Origin of the sequence: Methanosarcina sp. WWM596 (genome assembly GCF_000969965.1) — an archaeon.
Classification (GTDB): domain Archaea; phylum Halobacteriota; class Methanosarcinia; order Methanosarcinales; family Methanosarcinaceae; genus Methanosarcina.
The window spans coordinates 2,392,769-2,409,541 of record NZ_CP009503.1; the positions used below are offsets into that span (position 1 = coordinate 2,392,769).

12 protein-coding genes are annotated in these 16,773 nt (G+C 39.1%); 8 read left to right on the forward strand and 4 right to left on the reverse strand.

The window, feature by feature from the left end:
• Window positions 1–65: 65 nt before the first annotated feature.
• Both MSWHS_RS18520 and MSWHS_RS20980 read right to left on the reverse strand, forming a co-directional pair.
• On the reverse strand, window positions 66–2,252 hold the full coding sequence (locus MSWHS_RS18520; protein WP_052722693.1) for a TIGR04279 domain-containing protein: 2,187 nt from the start codon (window positions 2,250–2,252) through the stop codon (window positions 66–68).
• Between the two features lie 231 nt (window positions 2,253–2,483).
• A complete protein-coding gene (locus MSWHS_RS20980) occupies window positions 2,484–3,623 on the reverse strand; it encodes a hypothetical protein (RefSeq protein ID WP_052722694.1) in 1,140 nt (379 codons plus the stop codon).
• A gap of 661 nt (window positions 3,624–4,284) precedes the next feature.
• Between MSWHS_RS20980 and MSWHS_RS10465 the strand changes: the two genes are divergently transcribed.
• Together MSWHS_RS10465 and MSWHS_RS10470 are read left to right on the forward strand one after the other, a co-directional pair.
• Window positions 4,285–4,482, forward strand: a complete 198-nt coding sequence (locus MSWHS_RS10465) for a hypothetical protein (protein WP_082088194.1) — start codon at window positions 4,285–4,287, stop codon at window positions 4,480–4,482.
• A 918-nt stretch (window positions 4,483–5,400) separates the two neighbouring features.
• The gene (locus MSWHS_RS10470; protein WP_048129955.1) at window positions 5,401–5,646 is read left to right on the forward strand and encodes a hypothetical protein; all 246 of its coding nucleotides are present in this window, start codon (window positions 5,401–5,403) and stop codon (window positions 5,644–5,646) included.
• A 261-nt stretch (window positions 5,647–5,907) separates the two neighbouring features.
• Here the strand turns inward: MSWHS_RS10470 and MSWHS_RS10480 are convergent, their stop codons facing one another.
• Together MSWHS_RS10480 and MSWHS_RS10485 are read right to left on the reverse strand one after the other, a co-directional pair.
• The gene (locus MSWHS_RS10480) at window positions 5,908–7,113 is read right to left on the reverse strand and encodes a CPBP family intramembrane glutamic endopeptidase (protein WP_231585391.1); all 1,206 of its coding nucleotides are present in this window, start codon (window positions 7,111–7,113) and stop codon (window positions 5,908–5,910) included.
• Window positions 7,114–7,788: 675 nt separating this feature from the next.
• Window positions 7,789–8,676: a DUF1616 domain-containing protein gene (locus MSWHS_RS10485; RefSeq protein ID WP_048129953.1), complete on the reverse strand. Its 888-nt coding sequence runs from the start codon at window positions 8,674–8,676 to the stop codon at window positions 7,789–7,791.
• 1,093 nt (window positions 8,677–9,769) lie between these two features.
• On the opposite strand from MSWHS_RS10485, the gene MSWHS_RS10490 reads away from it, so the two are divergent.
• From MSWHS_RS10490 to MSWHS_RS10515, 6 genes are all read left to right on the forward strand, one after another.
• Window positions 9,770–10,756, forward strand: coding sequence for a glycosyltransferase family 2 protein (locus tag MSWHS_RS10490; protein WP_048159026.1), 987 nt, complete (start codon window positions 9,770–9,772; stop codon window positions 10,754–10,756).
• 210 nt (window positions 10,757–10,966) lie between these two features.
• Window positions 10,967–11,941 carry a glycosyltransferase family 2 protein gene (locus tag MSWHS_RS10495; RefSeq protein ID WP_048159027.1) on the forward strand — a complete coding sequence of 325 codons (975 nt, stop codon included), beginning with the start codon at window positions 10,967–10,969 and terminating at the stop codon, window positions 11,939–11,941.
• A 28-nt stretch (window positions 11,942–11,969) separates the two neighbouring features.
• On the forward strand, window positions 11,970–13,163 hold the full coding sequence (locus tag MSWHS_RS10500) for a glycosyltransferase family 4 protein (protein ID WP_052722695.1): 1,194 nt from the start codon (window positions 11,970–11,972) through the stop codon (window positions 13,161–13,163).
• 36 nt (window positions 13,164–13,199) lie between these two features.
• Complete coding sequence (locus MSWHS_RS10505) at window positions 13,200–14,210, forward strand: SDR family NAD(P)-dependent oxidoreductase (RefSeq protein ID WP_048159028.1); 1,011 nt, start codon at window positions 13,200–13,202, stop codon at window positions 14,208–14,210.
• Between the two features lie 87 nt (window positions 14,211–14,297).
• Window positions 14,298–15,428 (forward strand): glycosyltransferase family 4 protein, encoded by a 1,131-nt coding sequence (locus MSWHS_RS10510; RefSeq protein WP_197073905.1) that lies wholly within the window; start codon window positions 14,298–14,300, stop codon window positions 15,426–15,428.
• An 81-nt stretch (window positions 15,429–15,509) separates the two neighbouring features.
• Window positions 15,510–16,652 (forward strand): glycosyltransferase family 4 protein, encoded by a 1,143-nt coding sequence (locus MSWHS_RS10515; protein ID WP_197073907.1) that lies wholly within the window; start codon window positions 15,510–15,512, stop codon window positions 16,650–16,652.
• Window positions 16,653–16,773 lie beyond the last annotated feature (121 nt).

Consider the following 16,773-nt stretch of genomic DNA (forward strand, 5'->3'; position numbering starts at 1 on the left):
TTCAAAAAAATTAGAACAGAAGACACAAGGTCTCCTGTTTTTACCTTTTTTTATGTATCTTATCTTTACTCAGGTTTCTTTTTTTTCATTATAATCGCACCTATAATGAGGATTGCAAGTAACCCTGCAAAGAAGGTAGCAATTTTCGAAATTGTCTGGTTTTTATTTTCCTGAGCTGCAGTGCCAGTCTCGTCTGTTACTTTTGGTTCTTTCTGTGGCACAATTTCTGAAGATCCCTGATTTTCTCCTCCCGCCTCAGTACCTGTCGCATTCTTTTCAATTGATATTGCAAACTGAGAGAAACCGGGAGTTTCAGCTTTAAAGTAAATATAATTCTTGTTTTCGCTAATCTTTTTAGTTGGAAGGGATGTCCATTTATCTTTGTCGAAGTGCTGAAGGGTTATTGAGTCGCTATTGATGTGGTTTTCATCAATCCAGTCTTTGCTTATCCTGAACCCTACAATAGCGTTCCTAAGGTTATCCGAATTTGAAAATTCACCATCGCCAATCCGGACATTGAAGTAATTATAGATTTCTCCTTCGGGTTCGATGGGCACAAGTGTAGATTTTTCTTTCAGTTCTTCGATAGTGGCTATTGTAGTTTCAGTAGTTATCTTGGATTTAAATTCCAGGTAATCAACGCAGGTATTTTTTTCAGCGAATTCGAATTTTACATAGCTGTTCTTTGTAACGAACTTCTTGCATTGTTCCTTGCTTCGGACATTTTCCTCAGGTTCTTTAGACTCTTTATCTTTCCATCCAGAACCATTGTGTCCGCCAGAACCATCGTGTCCGTCAGAACCATCGTCTCCGCCAGGACCATCGTCTCCGCCAGAACCATCGTCTCCACCAGGACCATCATCTCCGCCAGGACCATCGTCTCCGCCAGGACCATCGTCTCCACCAGGACCATCGTCTCCGCCAGGACCATCATCTCCGCCAGGACCATCGTCTCCGCCAGGACCATCGTCTCCGCCAGGACCATCATCTCCGCCAGGACCATCATCTCCGCCAGGACCATCGTCTCCGCCAGGACCATCATCTCCGCCAGGACCATCGTCTCCACCAGGACCATCATCTCCGCCAGGACCATCGTCTCCACCAGGACCATCATCTCCGCCAGGGTAGCCCTTTGGTATAATCAAAACTTTGAGCTGAGTAAGCCCTATAAGCTCCTTTCCCGGGCAATATGCTCCTACAAAGAGGTAATAGTGGCCCGCAGGCAGATCAAAAGTGGTAAGTGATAATGTTTTCTGGCCTCTTTCTCCTATTGCTATGGAACCTTTTTCTTCCCCTATCAGGACCTGGATTTCTTTCTGAAGCTCGTTTTTAGTCATTTTTGACCTGAAATTTGAGGAGTTTATGTCAAACTCATCTATAACGTCCACACCATTTACTATTACTGATGTGCCGCCTCTTGTGCCATCGGAATTGATATCTATTTTTGCCTCATATGCCTGTTCATTGATGAGTACTGCTCCATAAATACAGTTATTTTCGTCTGGAGCATTCGTAAGATCCATGCTTAAGTCTAGGTCTTTCCCGTTTTCTATGATTACAGGCATGCTCGTGTACAGGTCTTCAAGATCTATTATAGGAATGCTTATGTTCAGGTCTGCAAAAATGTCTTCAAGATCTTCAAGACCGTTCATGTTCGGGTCTTCCCAGTTTACTATGCTTCCAGGAGTTGAAACGAGTAGTTTATGTTCCATAACCACAAAGGCTGTTGCAGAAAATACTGTCAGACTGCCGTCTTCATTTTCCTGGGTCATAATTATACTGTACTGTCCCGCATCAAGTGGCCCTAAATTATAATTTAACAAATCCCCATTATTTCCGAGCACAGCAGAGTATTTTTTATAGTTCTCGTCCACGGTGTTGTTGAAGAATCTGTTTAAGTCTCCTACATCTTTTGTGTAAAAGGCGTCGAAGGCCCCGAACATTAAGTTCCGGGTCGCTTTGATAAGGTATATATCCACCTTTCCTTCCAGTCCGGACTCCCCATAAAAAGATATGACGATATTTTCTCCAGGCAGGTAAATTGGATGGGTGGTATAGGCATAAGATGATGGGTATATTATAGTGTAACTTTCATTTTCGTCTTTATACAGAGTTCCAGAAGCTTCCCCATATTCTATTGATTTCGGGCTATTGTATGTAAGTTTTATCGGCTGAGGAAGCTGAATTCTTCTCTCTTCGGAGGAACCTATTGCAATCCAATTTCCTTCCGCTGGGTTGTTGGTGTGGTCCAAGAAATAAACAACCCTATCGGTGAAGTTTATATCACCAATGGGGTTTGGACCTCTTTCGTTGTTGCCTGCAATTGCTGTTGCAGAGGTTAATATGAATATACTTAGTGTAATTATCAGTATACTTTTTTTCAGGTATATACCCCCAATTTATTTGTTTAGTTTTTTTTGACTATTCTTTCTAAAGATAGCAATATTTTTTGTATAATCACCTGACATTGTTGTTTTTTTACTTCATTTCTTCCTTAAATATACTATCAGGATCAGAAGTCCTGCTACCATTCCTGCTAACAGGTAAAATTTATCTTCAAATTGTATTGAAGCTTCGGAAGTTTGGGTATTATTTCCGGGAAGCTGTGCTTGATTGTCTCCCCCTACGAGACTTTCATCCGAAGTTAAATCTTCATAAACCCCACTTTCTTTCACAGTTTCGGAGTTTGTTGGTTTCATGGAAGGTTTGGTTTCTTTGGAAGAAGAACCTGAGAAAGAAGAATCTGTTGAAGAATCATCTGTCGAGGAATCACCTGTCGAAGAATCATCTGTCGAGGAATCACCTGTTGAAGAATCATCTGTCGAGGAATCACCTGTTGAAGAATCATCTGTCGAGGAATCTCCTGTTGAAGAATCATCTGTCGAAGAATCATCTGTCGAAGAATCATCTGTCGAAGAATCATCTGTTGAAGAATCATCTGTCGAAGAATCATCTGTTGAAGAATCATCTGTTGAAGAATCACCTGAAGTTGAGCCTGAATCTTCTTCAGACTTAATGGTTACTGTTTTTGTTATTCCCCCTACTTCTATCTCAAGGTCCCCAGGTGGAATCGCTTTTGTGTTATATGAGTAACTGAATTCTCCATTTGAATCAGCCTCTATACCCTGAAGAGCCGTAACCTTCAGTTTCACATTTGAAACTCCTTCTTTAGCGTCCCCATCTATCTTTATATTGTATGTCCCTGGAGGTACATTTGACTGTGAGACTACTGCAGTATTTCCAGAAGCCTCTGAGCTTTTTGTCACCCAGACCACTATTTTTACTCTGACATTGAGGTTTTTGGCTCCGCTGGCCTGGACCGTAAAGCGATTTTCGAACCCTTCAGGGATTTTCACGCCTTCCAATATGCACTCGTACTCCCCCCCGGATACTGGAACAGCTTTTTCAAAAGTTGCCTGTATTTCGATTTCCTCTTCTGGAGATGCACTCCCTTTAATTCGAAGGGTATCTCCAAGAACGGGGTTTTCAGGGGATAAATCCCAGTTGCTAACTGCTGCAGCTGTAGGTGAGATTATCAGTAAAGCCATAATCAGAACCGAAAGGGAGGTGATCATAAAGGCAGTTTTTTTTCGCTTTTGATGGGGGTTAATGGATTTTTGCACGGGCACTACTCCTTTTCAAACCAGAACTTTTTAATTATGTTTCTCATGTGTCTATTTAAATTTTTTGACATAATTAACAAAAATAAACATTTATAATTATGCTATTAAAAGAATATTCTATAGGTTTTTACTGTGAATGTTATATACATTTCTATTGATAGTGAGTTAAATTTTCTACAAATTAATTATAAAATTTTATATTTTGTTTGTTTTTTTAATAGTATATCCTGAGTTCTGCCTACTACCTATTTTTTTTTAAAATTAACAATATGTATAATTTTTATTTTAACTCTCTTTTGTTTTTATCAAATACTTCTTTAATGTTATTTAATGGTTATATTCTTTTCTTGCGTTTCTTCTCTACGTTTATAATTAATCTTGGCTGATAAATTTCTCTCTTAAACTGTATTTAGGTCTATGTATCTTGATTTTTCTCCTTGTTTTCCAATTTCGGTGAGATTTTTGTCTATAATTCTATGATAATAATCAAATCAATATCAAATCAATATCACATCCTAATTATTCAATCTTTCAAGAAACTTTTATATAGTATATGCTCTTTCTATATGACTAATTTAACTAAGTATTGTGTGTGTCTAAGTCATTATTTATGGGAGGTATCTTTATTCTATTAAGCATAATTTCGTCGAGTGCGATTTCCATGGTTACGAGTCCCGGGCTTCCTCAGTTCGGTGCAGCGGTAGTTATCGGGCTGATAGGCCTTCTTTCTTTAAAAGAAGTTCTTTCGGCATCCAAACACTGGAACAAGTCCCTTAACAGTTCTTTTAATATGGCAATCCTGCCTTTACTCTTCAGTTTTACTGCAATTGTCATTTTCCAGGTTGCCATGATTATTTAATTCCGGGCTTCCGGAATCATCTCTTCTTTTTTGCCACCAATAAACTCATTTCGTGCATTTCTGCACTACTTTTCTCTTTTTTAGTGACTTTTTTTCTGTATTTTATCTGCCGATTTTCTTTTTCATGAATTCAGGGTCAAGAGCCTGAAATCTGGAATGTCTGAAGGACCGGGATGCGAGAATATTCAAAAGCTAAGAAAAGCAAAGAAAAGTAAACAATATTGAGGGCTGCTAAAAATAAAATAACTTAAGGAAATACTAATGCCGGAAAATTGATAAAAACCAGGGCGAGATTGAGCATAGGGAAAAGCTGACTAATATAGGCTACAAGGGGCAACTTTTTAACAACTGTCTGCAGGGACCCGACCCGGATTATTTGCACAGTTTCATTGCCTATTTTTTATATCAATTCTTTATTTTATTTTGTTTGTTGAAGCCCTGGATTTTGTGGAATTCGAGTTTCTTATGTCCAGCATTTTCTCTCTCATGATGTTTATTTCTGTGTTACGAGCTTAAATACTTCCTGACTTAAGTCATAACCTTACTTTGCTTAATTGTAAAAATGTAGTCCTTTGACTTGAGGGCTGCCAAAGAACCTTCCTCCTCTTAAAATTTAGGAATTTGTAGAAAGAATTTTATAGTATAATTGTACTATTATGCCAATGTTTCTGTGTTACGAGCCTAAATACTTCCTGACTTAAGTCATAACCTTACTTTGCTTAATTGTAAAAATGTAGTCCTTTGACTTGAGGGCTGCCAAAGAACCTTCCTAATCTTAAAATTTGGAATTAGTATAAGGACTTTATAGTATATTGTATTATTATGCCAATAATCTAATATTATATCAGTAATTTATTCTTATACAGGTGATTCTGAACTATTCGAGGTATATGCTTTTGTGTTTATAGAGGCGTCTGTATGTTGTTAAGTATAATCTCATCAAGTGCTACTCAAACTGTATCTTACATGGTTACGATCCCAGGACTTCCTCAGTATGGGTCCGATATGGTTGTCGGACTTATTGCTCTCCTTTCTCTTAAGGAAGTCCTTTCGGCGTCCAAATACTGGAATAAATTAATTAACAGTTCTTTTAATGTGGCAATTATTCCTTTGCTTTTGAGTTTTACTGCAATTGTCATCTTCAAGGTTTCCACGATTCTTTAATTCCGATTTTTGAAAAAAGAATTCTCTTTTTCATTTAATTTTTTCATGCCCGGACTGTTTTTACTGAGTCTTTTTCTCTTCAGGAATGGCCTTTTCTTCGGGTTTTGCTTAAGGCCCCATTCCCCTTTTTTTCTTCTACAGAGTCTTCAGGATTTTTTCCGGAGGCAGATCTAAAAAAAGGAGGTTGAGTGCCGATTGCCCGGGGGAGTTTTCTCAAAAAAAGAATTTTTATATGATTTCTCTTGGGGTTGATAAACAAGATCAAATGCTCAGGTGAGGCAGGATGCCGAAAAGGAAAACATTGACAAAACCGTGGAGCACAGTAATAAAGGGCAGACTTTTTGTTCTATAATATACAAAACCCATGATAAATCCTACAAAGCCGGTATAGAGGATTTCCTGGTAGGTGCCGTATCCGGAGTGCATTAGCCCGAACAGAAGGCTTGAAATTAACAAGGCTTCCCGCACACTGAGCGCATCTTCGAGCCTGGTCTGCAGGACTGACCTGAAGATCAGTTCCTCTACAAGACCCACGAAAAAAACCATTATAATGGTAAGCTTGAGAAGATTTGTGAAGGTGAGATCAGGGATCAGGTAATCTGTCCTGATGGTCAGATACTCTCCAAGTCCAAGCAGGAAACCCAGTGGGACTGAGAGAAGCATGTAGGGTATTATGTGTTTCTGAGTAATCCCGATCTGTTCAAGGGAATACTGCTGGTTCATTACTATGATTGCCAGGGGGATTGCCAGGGGGCCGTAGATGAAAACGAAGGTATAAAGGGTTGTTTCATAAAAAATGGGCATTGACAGATTTATCAGCCTGAGGACCGGAAGCAACATCATGGCCTGATAGATTTTGTGGACTTCGAGATCTCTTATTAATATGTTGGAAAGGGAAAGAGCAATAAGGGTACCTATATGTATCCAGACAGCTGCTCCCATCCTGCCTGAAAAGATCAGGATTTCGGCAAGGGTTATGCTCAGGACAGGCAATGCGGTAAGGAGCCTGAGTTTTTTGACCTCGTCTTTTTCCTTATCAGTTTCTGCAGGTTCCTCAGACTCTTCGGTCCTGGCTGTTTTCCAAATTTTAAGCGAACGGAGGTCCCCAAGAAAATCTTTTGCAAGTCTGGGCTCTCCCGGATCCATGCGCAGATATGCAAGGAGGACCAGAACTGCTGCCCCTATTCCCATTATCGTATACCCAATGTGTAGATACTGTCCCATTTTCAGGGGTGTTTCAGGATCTTCATTCGAGGTTATAACAACTCCGGAATCTCCTGTTTCTTCCAGGGTGTCGGCACGTATCTGTTCTGAAACAGGCCCCCTCTCCGGAGAAGGTGATAACTCCAGGTTGCTGCTTGATGCGGCTTCCGGAGAAATTGCCAGTAAAGCCAGAATCAGAACTGAAACGATAATTAGAAGATTCAGTTCTTTTTGTTTTTTATGAGAATTAATTAACTTTTGCACGGAAATTTCTCCTCTTTCAAATCGGGGCAGGTTCAGACCTATTTTGTGTATTTCCTACTAAAATTTTTTACTGGTTTTTTTATTACAAAATTTTAAGGGATACTATGCAGATCTCATATTATACAAGCATTTATTGTGAATGTTGTATAAAGTTTTGTCGATAGTTGGCTATTTTAAATGATGAACTAATGATGAATTTTAATTTTTGTGAACTTCCTGAAAGCTGGAATGATTGGACTTTTCATCACTATCCTCTCACATCCGACCTCAGTCGGATATTGAAATCCAAAAGCAAAAAAAGTTCACAATCCCGCAGGAATTGTGTAAATGTATTTCACTCATAAAACCTCAGCAGAAAACCCGTTAAATCTTTAAATTTAGCGGGTTAGTTGACATGACCTGTTGCCCATCCTCTCTACTGATTAAGAGAATTTATAGATAATGCCCAGTTCGGATGAGTTTCTTCAAAAGGAAGCTCTGGAATGAAGGCAGATAAAGCTTGAAAGGGCAGCCGGTATTTAATATTAAGGTTGCCAGTCTGAGAGCTCTGGAAACTGTTGCTTTCCAGCCACGTTTTTGCAGTCTCAGAGACATTTGCACCCTCATCTATTGCTGAGTTTCTATTCTCCCTTAATTTATTCTCCCTTAATTTATTCTCCCTTAATTTATTCTCCCTTAATTATCTGTTGAGTTTACGTTTATCCAGAGATGGAGGTCCCTGTAGGGTGTGTTTTTGTCGGTTTCGTTGAAGAGCAGGAACTCAAGCTTCATGTCCTTTCCTTCGATCGGAGGACTGAGCGTCAGGGGCTCTTCCCAGGTCTCGTTATGGGCAAGCGTGATCTGCTGCAGATTTTCGGGGAGGGGAAGGGATTTGTTTTCAAGCTTTACATCCATTGTATAATTTACCGGGCTGTACTCGTGGTTTACGATCCCGACAATTACGGTCCCGCTTCCCCCGAGTGTATAGTTTGTCGGGTAGTTGTCAGCTATCCCTTCAGGCCCGAGGATATAGAACTCTGTGAAGTGTTCCCCTTCTTTCGGGGTAAGTATTACATAGAAAAGAGTTACAACCGACAGGAGGATGGACAGAACTAGAATAATTGTAAGGGCTTTGTCAAGTCCTGATCCCGGTTTTTCCAGGATTTCGGCTTTAAGCCCAAGTGCCGTTTTCTTGAAGGGCACCTCAAATGCGTCAGCTTCGGGAAGTTCCACCCGCCTCAGGTACGCAAGCCCGCACATTGCAAATGTGAATAATGATAGGCTGAGTAGAATTGGCAGAAGCCGTATTCCCCACGGAGTGTAGTTAAGGAAGAGGCCGATCAGGGGTACGACTGCAATACTCAGCCCGAAAGAGAGGGCTGTCCTTTCAATCCCGTCAAGGTCGGATTTTGCAGGAAAGAGTGCAGCAATCAGGGCATACCCGGGCAGGAAAAGTACAAGGGGTAGGCCGAGTATATTGCGGAACACAGTTTCACTTAATCCGGGCATAAGTACAAAAAGATCAGTAAGGATCACAAGCCCAATAACGGTCAAGAGGTCTGAAGGAACTTTTTTTCCGGTCATTCAGGTCATCCGGTATATAATTTTCAACAAGGTATTCTATTTCTCCGGTTTCTTTCGAATTTCTCCGGTTTCTTTCGAATTTCTCCGGTTTCTTTCGGGGAAGTACTATTTTTTTTCATACATTTTATTCTTTCGCTATTTTTCATTTTATAGGAAGAAGTGTAAACCCCATGAAATCTTAATTTCATGGAATATATATATCTACTTCCTCAAGTTTTAATGTAATTGATTCTGATTATTTATTTCTATTTTGAAGCCTATTACGCCGTGCTGAAATCCCAAAGCAATAATCAAGTACAGGATATAGGTATTTTGCTGTCATCACAATGCTCAGACAAGCTGGTTAACAGGGCAAATTTCACAATTATGTTACCCAGCCATTACTCAGTCATTTTACTCAGTCATTTTACTCAGTCATTTTTACTTTAACTTTACAGTTCTTTTCATTTTATTCATATGTGTTACTTTAAAGTTCTTTCATTTTATTAATATGTATAGTCTTTGCTTTAACTTCTTGCTTTTACTTCTTTAATTTTTGGGTGCACTTCTCCTGTCAAGTTGGGGTAGTCTAATTCAATTTATTTTTCCAGATTACTCTATTTCACATTTTTTCTTTTTTTTATACAGATGCGGCAAGTGGGAGATGGAGTTGAGTTGGGCTCTAAAGTTTCAGACCTCTGGAAATAAATCCCCGGGAATCCTGGAAAACAGGTGGTACCTAAGTACGGAAATCTAGTGTTCTCACGATACTGTTTTTTTCTGGGTCATTTTTTAATTTTTGAATATTTATATTTTTCACCCTGATATTTCTTATTTTTTTTGCAGGAAAGTATCTTGGTCATATAATGTTATATTTGTCCAATTAACGGCTCTCTCGTCTTTTTTATTACTAATTAACTATTATACGGCAGTCCTTCTGTCAATAAATTTATATATTTGTGTTCCAGATGTCTATCTAAAAAATTAAAGTATATTAGGAACTTACACAGTCGATTCGAAATTCATACAATCACACCATAACCGGTATTCAGGGGCTTTTGAGCCTCTATAATCATTTTTACTTCATAATATCAATTTCACAGGGGTCATACAAATGAGTAACGAACAGCTTGTGGGCAACAGTACCCGGTACCCGGCCCATAAAGAGAACCGGCATTTCAGGGGAACATCTTCTCAAAATATAACCGCTATCCTTCCAGCTTACAATGAAGAAGTCTCAATCGGAAGCCTGGTTCTTCTTACCAGACTCTATGCCGACAATGTGGTCGTTGTCGATGACGGCAGCACTGACCGGACAGCTGAAGTCGCCAGAAAAGCCGGAGCTGAAGTGGTTGCTCACGGAGCCAACAAAGGAAAAGCCGAAGCCCTCAAAACAGGATTCAAAACCGCAGCTGCCCTCGGCGCAGATATCATAGTTACCATGGACTCGGACGGCCAGCACAACCCTGCCGATATCCCGAATCTCCTTGCCCCCATCCTTAAAGGAAATGCCGAGATGGTCAACGGCAGCCGTTACCTGAACTATCAGGGCAAAAACTCCTCCATTTTCCGCCGTGCAGGCAAGAAGATGCAGGATACCACCGCAAAAATGAACTTCAACCTCAAAATAACCGATACGCAGAGCGGCTTCCGCGCCTTTGCAGCTTCAACAAAAGACATCTTTCGGTTCAGCGGCAAAAAGACCGCCATAGAAAACGAAATGCTTGCCGACATAGGCAGATCAGGCCTTCGCATAAAGGAAGTCGAAATCGGAGTCCTCAACGACTCTGAAGCTTCACCTGGAAACCCGGTAAAGTACATCGTCAGAGCCCTGAAAACCGTAGCCGAAGATATGGAAGCAAACAGGCCCCTGTACTTCTATACGGTACCGGGCTTTGCCCTCGCTACCTGCGGCTTCTGTATGGGTTTCAAGTTTCTTGAAGCCTTTTTCTTGGGCAGTACGAGCCTGAACTTCGAGCACACATTCCTTATGGTCTTCTTGTTCCTTGCAGGGGCATACATGGCTCTCAGGGGAATTATAGCGCATTCCATGGCAGGGTCGGTTAGACAAACCGACCCTCCTGATATATTATTTCACTAGACGGTATTTCAGTTTGATTATCTTCAACAACTAGATGCAAATAAAGATGCAGGCGCACTAATTTGAAAATTAAATCGATTTATATTATTTATATGACAATATTGGTATATTTATAATCATCGGGTTATTTACAGTACGCAATACCTTTATATGTAATCACATCTTTGTAATTTTGCCTACGTTTGATTATATTATTATGGGGTTATTCGAATGAATCATGAGTTGGTTATGAGTAAGAGCGCCCAGTTAATATCTAAAAATGAGGAAAGTTCAGCTACGAGAGGGGCAACCCCTCAAAATATAACCGTGATTCTCCCCGCCTTTAACGAGGAGGTTTCCATCGGCAGCATAGTCCTCTTGACCCGGCACTACGCAGATAACGTAATCGTAGTCGACGACGGCAGCTCAGACAGGACCGCCGCAGTCGCCAGGAAAGCAGGAGCTCATGTGATTGTGCACGAGACCAACACGGGTAAAGGAGGCGCCCTCAAAACCGGCTTTACAGCCGCAGCCGCCCTCGGAGCCGACATTATAGTTACTATGGACTCCGACGGCCAGCACAACCCCTCTGAAATCCCCCGGCTGGTAGCCCCAATCATCGACGGCTACGCCGAGATGGTCAACGGCAGCCGCTACCTGAACCATACGGACAAAAACACCCCAGTCTACCGTCGGGTCGGCCAGGCAATCCTTGACACTGCCACAAATATGAACTCGGGCCTCAAGATCACAGACTCCCAGAGTGGTTTCCGCGCATTTGCAGGCTCAATAAAAGATGTCTTCCGCTTCAACGCAAAAGGAATGGCAATCGAGAGTGAAATGCTTGCCGATGCAGGCCGCTCCGGCCTCCGCATAAAAGAAGTAGAAATCGGAGTCCGCTATGACGTTGACGGCTCAACCATGAGCCCGATAAAGCACGGTTTAGGCGTCCTTGTCATGGTCTTAAAAGACATCGAGTTCAACAGGCCTCTATATTACTTGACCGCCCCTGGCATTGTCCTCGGATCAGGAGGCCTGGTTATGGGTACTAACTTCTTCCATAATTTTTCTAGCTTTGGTACAGGTTTGCAGTTCGGGCCTACGATGGTCATGATCCTGCTTATTATTGTAGGAACTTTTATGTCACTGACAGGGATTTTGCTACATTCGATGTCTGCGGTTATGAGGGAATCGAAGACGGCTTAAAAATTAAAAATTAAAACGGGGCTTTTTCTTGAAAATATTGCGTGTTGCACCTGACATATATCCGCATATGGTTGGTGGATTTGGTATTCATATTCATGAAATGTCTAAAGAACAGGTAAGATTAGGAAACGACGTAACTGTATATACAGCTTCCGAAGGCGTCGAATCCGCATATAGGGTGGCTGATGGTTATTACGTCCGTAATTTCAATCCACTTATAAAAGTACTTGGCAATTCTATCATGCCTTCCATGCTTTTTGACCTCCTTAACGAGCAGTCTGATTATGATGTCGTCCATGCTCATTCACATCTTTTCTTTTCAACCAATCTTAGTGCAGTTGCAAGAATACTTGGCTCTACTCCTCTCGTCATAACCAATCACGGTCTGAACTCTCAGACTGCTCCTAAATGGTTCCAGGACTTCTACACTGCAACAGGTGCACGTCTAACTTTTGCAGCAGCAGATAAAATTCTCTGTTATACTGAGACCGAAAAACAGGAACTTGTTGATCTGGGGATAAAATCCGAGAAAATCGAAGTAATCCACAATGGAATCGATACAGATCTATTTGTTCCTGCCAAAAAGCCCTGTTTTGATAAACAAAATTTGCTCTGGGTCGGCAGATATGCAAAAGGAAAAGGTCTTGATTACCTTATTGAAGCTTTCAGTATTTTGAAAACAAGGCATCCTGATATCACTCTTACAATGGTCGGCAAAGGCCCTGACAAAGACCACATTACTCAAAAAATACGGGATCTGAATCTGGAAAGCAGTATTATAATGAAAGATTTTGTCCCAAATTCCGAAATCGTAGACATGTATCAAAATTCAAGCGTTTTTGTACTACCAAGCCTTGAAGAAGGGGTCCCAAGGACGATTCTTGAAGCAATGTCCTGTGGGATCCCTGTTGTCTGTTCCAGATTACCTCAGCTTGTCGATATTGTTGATGGTTGCGGGTTGCTTGTGCCCTTAAAGGACTCTCAAGCCCTTGCAGATAGTGTTTCAAAAGTACTTTCAGACTCTTCTCTCGCAGAAAAATTCCGGGAAAATGGTAGAAGAAACGTAGTTGAGAATCATTCCTGGAAAGATACCGTAAAGAAAACGGTCCAGCTTTACAAAAAGTTGATTTGGAATAATGGAGGAGGGAACGTTGCTGAGAATCATTTTTGGAAAGATACCGTGAAGAAAACGGTCCAGCGTTACAAAGAGTTGATGCCGTAACTAAAACAGTCTAGCTTTACAAAGAGTTGATTTAATATGTCCAAAATAGTGATCACAGGTGGTGCGGGTTTTATAGGCTCTCATATTGCAGAAAACCTTGCAAAAGACGGTCATGATATTATTATTGTTGATAACCTTGATCCTTATTATTCTGTTGACCTGAAGAAAAGAAATCTGGATATTGTCCTTAAAAGTGGAGATGCCACTTTTATTAATGCCGATATTACTAATCTCTCCAGAATGAAGGAGATCATTGACAGCACAGTAGATTATGTTTATCATGAAGCTGCCCAGGCAGGTGTCAGAATCTCAGTTGAAGATCCTTTCAAGCCAAATGATGTAAATGTTCTGGGTACTTTGAATGTGCTTAAAGCTTCACTTGATGCAGGTGTAAAAAAGGTAATTAATGCTTCTTCATCTTCTGTTTATGGTAAAGTAAAATACCTGCCTTTCGATGAGCAACATCCTACAGAGCCAGTTTCTCCATATGGCGTCAGTAAATTAGCTGCAGAGCATTACTGCAGGGTATTTTATGAGGTATATGGACTTCCAACCACTTCATTACGCTATTTTACAGTATACGGGCCAAGGATGAGGCCTGACCTTGCAATTTCAATATTTACCCGGAAAATGCTTGCAGATGAGCCCATTACTGTATTTGGTGATGGAGAGCAGACCAGAGATTTTACTTATATTGAGGATGTTGTAGAAGCAAACAAAAGACTTCTTTACAACAAATCAACTGATGGAAAGGTTTTGAATATTGGTGGCGGAAATCGGATCAGTGTAAATGACTTGATTGAAAACTTAAGGTCTATTACCGGTTCAGCATCTGAAGTAATAAATGCTGGTAAGCAGAAAGGAGATACCGAGGATACACTTGCAGATGTTGATCTGGGAAATGAAATGATAGGATACGAGCCTTTATTCAATATCACTAAAGGTCTGAATAAATTCGTAGATTGGTTCAAAATTGAGGGAGATATTCGTGGGTTCATTAAACAAGTTAGTGTTACTTCATCAGGTTCGCAAAAATCAATGGCTTAAACCCTCAGAGCTTGAAGAGTTACAAAACAAAAAACGGTGTAGTGGTTCATCTTAATGTTTATTGATTCAATGCTGTGAATGATTTTTATGAAAGTTTTGGTTTGCACTTCTGAATATTATCCTTCTGGATCTGGGATAGCTAATGTTGTATATAATGTGGTAGAGCAATTAAAAAAAAAGGGCATTGAATGTACAGTTTGCTCTCCTAATGGTCCTGATATAGTAGCTATAAGCTCAGAGTATAGGAATAATTTTGGTGGTATTGGACTTGCATATTTTTGGTATAAGGTTAGTAAATCCTTTCAGGGGCAAGATTCCAAATTTGACGTTGTTTGGTTACATCAACCTATCTTTTTATTGAAAAAATCTCCTTTCAAAAAAGCTATTATCACAGTTCATACTACTTATGTTGGAAAGGACAACAAGCAGATAAAATACCCACGATTGAAAAAAGCATATTATATGATTATGAATAAAATTGAACAATTTTCGTACTTAAGGCTCCCAGTCTCCTGTAAATATACTTACATCGACAGCAATATTTTAAAAGAGCTTAAAAGTATCGGAGTCAAGAACCCAAGTGTATTTATCCCTAACGGGGTAGATACAAGTAAATTTTCTCCTAATACTAATGTTTCTAATGTTAGGACTAAGTTTAACATTCCTTATAACCACAAATTGCTTCTTTCGGTTGGAAGGCTGATTTCAATAAAAAGGCCATTTTTGATGCTTGATATCTTTAAACTGATTCAAAATGAGTACAATAACGCTAGTTTACTTATTGTAGGGAGTGGAAACTTAGAGAATCGTATGAAGAGATATGTTAGTGATAATAATATTCATAATGTAATATTTGCAGGTTTTGTAGATCATGAATTTTTGCCAGAATTTTATTCATGTGCAGATTATTATATCATGACTTCTGAATATGAAGGACAACCTCTTACACTTCTTGAAGCAATGGCATCTGGGTTACCATGTATTGTTTCTAGTATACCAAATTTAAGAATTGTGGAAGGTGCGAATTGTGGAATTGTTATTGATTTCTCAAAAAAAGAGGCGGCTTCAAATGAATTAATTGATTATATTCAAAAAAATAATTCAAATCACGCTAATAATGCTAGAAAATACGCTGAAGAAAATTTAGATTGGAGTATTATAGCAAATAAGTATTTACATGAATTTGAAAAGGCTAAATTCAATGACAGTTTCACCTAACGTTTACTTATTGATGAATGTTTAAGGGAATTTTTTATGGTGTGATTTATGAAATTATGTTTAATTTCTTCTATGTTTCCATTGCCCGGAGAATCACCGTCTTTTGGGCCAGATAATGTTGTTTTCAACTTAATGAAAGGTCTTAAAAAAATAGCACCAGATATGTCTATAGATATTATCACTGTACGCAAAGATATTGATAAATCATTTATTTATACGGGTCTTTTACCTAATGTTCGAGTTCATTATCATTCAGGTTTTAAGTTTTTACCTAGATGTTTACAAGATCCTATTATTATAAGAAATTTCTTCCAAAAAAATAACTTTGATATTATACATTCGCATTCTCCTATAGCATTATCTCAAATTTTGAACTCTAAAACTCCAAAAATACTTACCTTGCATGGAATTTATTGGAAAGAAAAAAAATTTGTCAAAAATCCATTTCTTCGTTTAAGCTTTTACAATTATAACACTTATATGTTCAAAAAAATTTTTCCAAAAATTGACGCCTTTGTTGCTATCAGTCCATATGTTTTAGACGAAATAACGAGTATGAACATATGTGATCAGCCTCCTAAAATGTTTCAAATAAACAATCCAATAGATGATTCTTTTTTCACAAAGACTTCATATAAAGAAAATGATAATATTATATTTTATCCAGCTGTTATTAGAGCATTAAAAAATCAAGTGGTTTCGATAGATGCGATTAATATCATAAAAAACAAAATCCCTGATTTAAAACTTACATTAGCCGGTTCAATTTCTGAACCTAAATATTTCAAAAAAATTAACAGTGCAGTTAATAGGAACAATCTCTCCAATATTGTAAAATATGTGGGCAAAGTTTCAAGGGATGAAATGCTGAATTTGTATCGTAAGTCTTCAATTGTATATCTTTTATCTAATCATGAAGTTCAACCAATGGTTGTTCTTGAAGCAATGGCAACTGGAACTCCAGTCATCGCTTCAAATCTAAAATGTATTTCATATCTTGTTGAAGATGGTGTTACAGGTTATTTAGTAAATCCCAATGATTATGATAAAATCGCGGAATATACTCTTAATCTTTTATCTGATAAAGCGCATTTTTTGACAATGGGGAAGAAAGCTAGAGAATATGCATTGAAAAATTTCCATAGTGATCTTATAGCTAAGCAAACAATTAACATGTATAATGAAGTTTTGCAATCCAAAACGTGTGGCAAATCTTCTTTTTAAGTGATACCTATGATGAAAAATATGCAGATTAATAATTGTAACATTAAGACGTTTCTTATTGTTATTTTTTCAATTCAATTATCAATGTGGGGAGTACTATTTCTAGAGACCACTGGATTGG

Coding starts and splice junctions, on each gene's coding strand:
- MSWHS_RS10465 (WP_082088194.1), top strand. CDS start 4,285: ATGGTTACGAGTCCCGGGCTTCCTCAGTTCGGTGCAGCGGTAGTTATC.
- MSWHS_RS10470 (WP_048129955.1), top strand. CDS start 5,401: ATGTTGTTAAGTATAATCTCATCAAGTGCTACTCAAACTGTATCTTAC.
- MSWHS_RS10485 (WP_048129953.1), bottom strand. CDS start 8,676: ATGACCGGAAAAAAAGTTCCTTCAGACCTCTTGACCGTTATTGGGCTT.
- MSWHS_RS10490 (WP_048159026.1), top strand. CDS start 9,770: ATGAGTAACGAACAGCTTGTGGGCAACAGTACCCGGTACCCGGCCCAT.
- MSWHS_RS10495 (WP_048159027.1), top strand. CDS start 10,967: ATGAATCATGAGTTGGTTATGAGTAAGAGCGCCCAGTTAATATCTAAA.
- MSWHS_RS10505 (WP_048159028.1), top strand. CDS start 13,200: ATGTCCAAAATAGTGATCACAGGTGGTGCGGGTTTTATAGGCTCTCAT.
- MSWHS_RS10510 (WP_197073905.1), top strand. CDS start 14,298: ATGAAAGTTTTGGTTTGCACTTCTGAATATTATCCTTCTGGATCTGGG.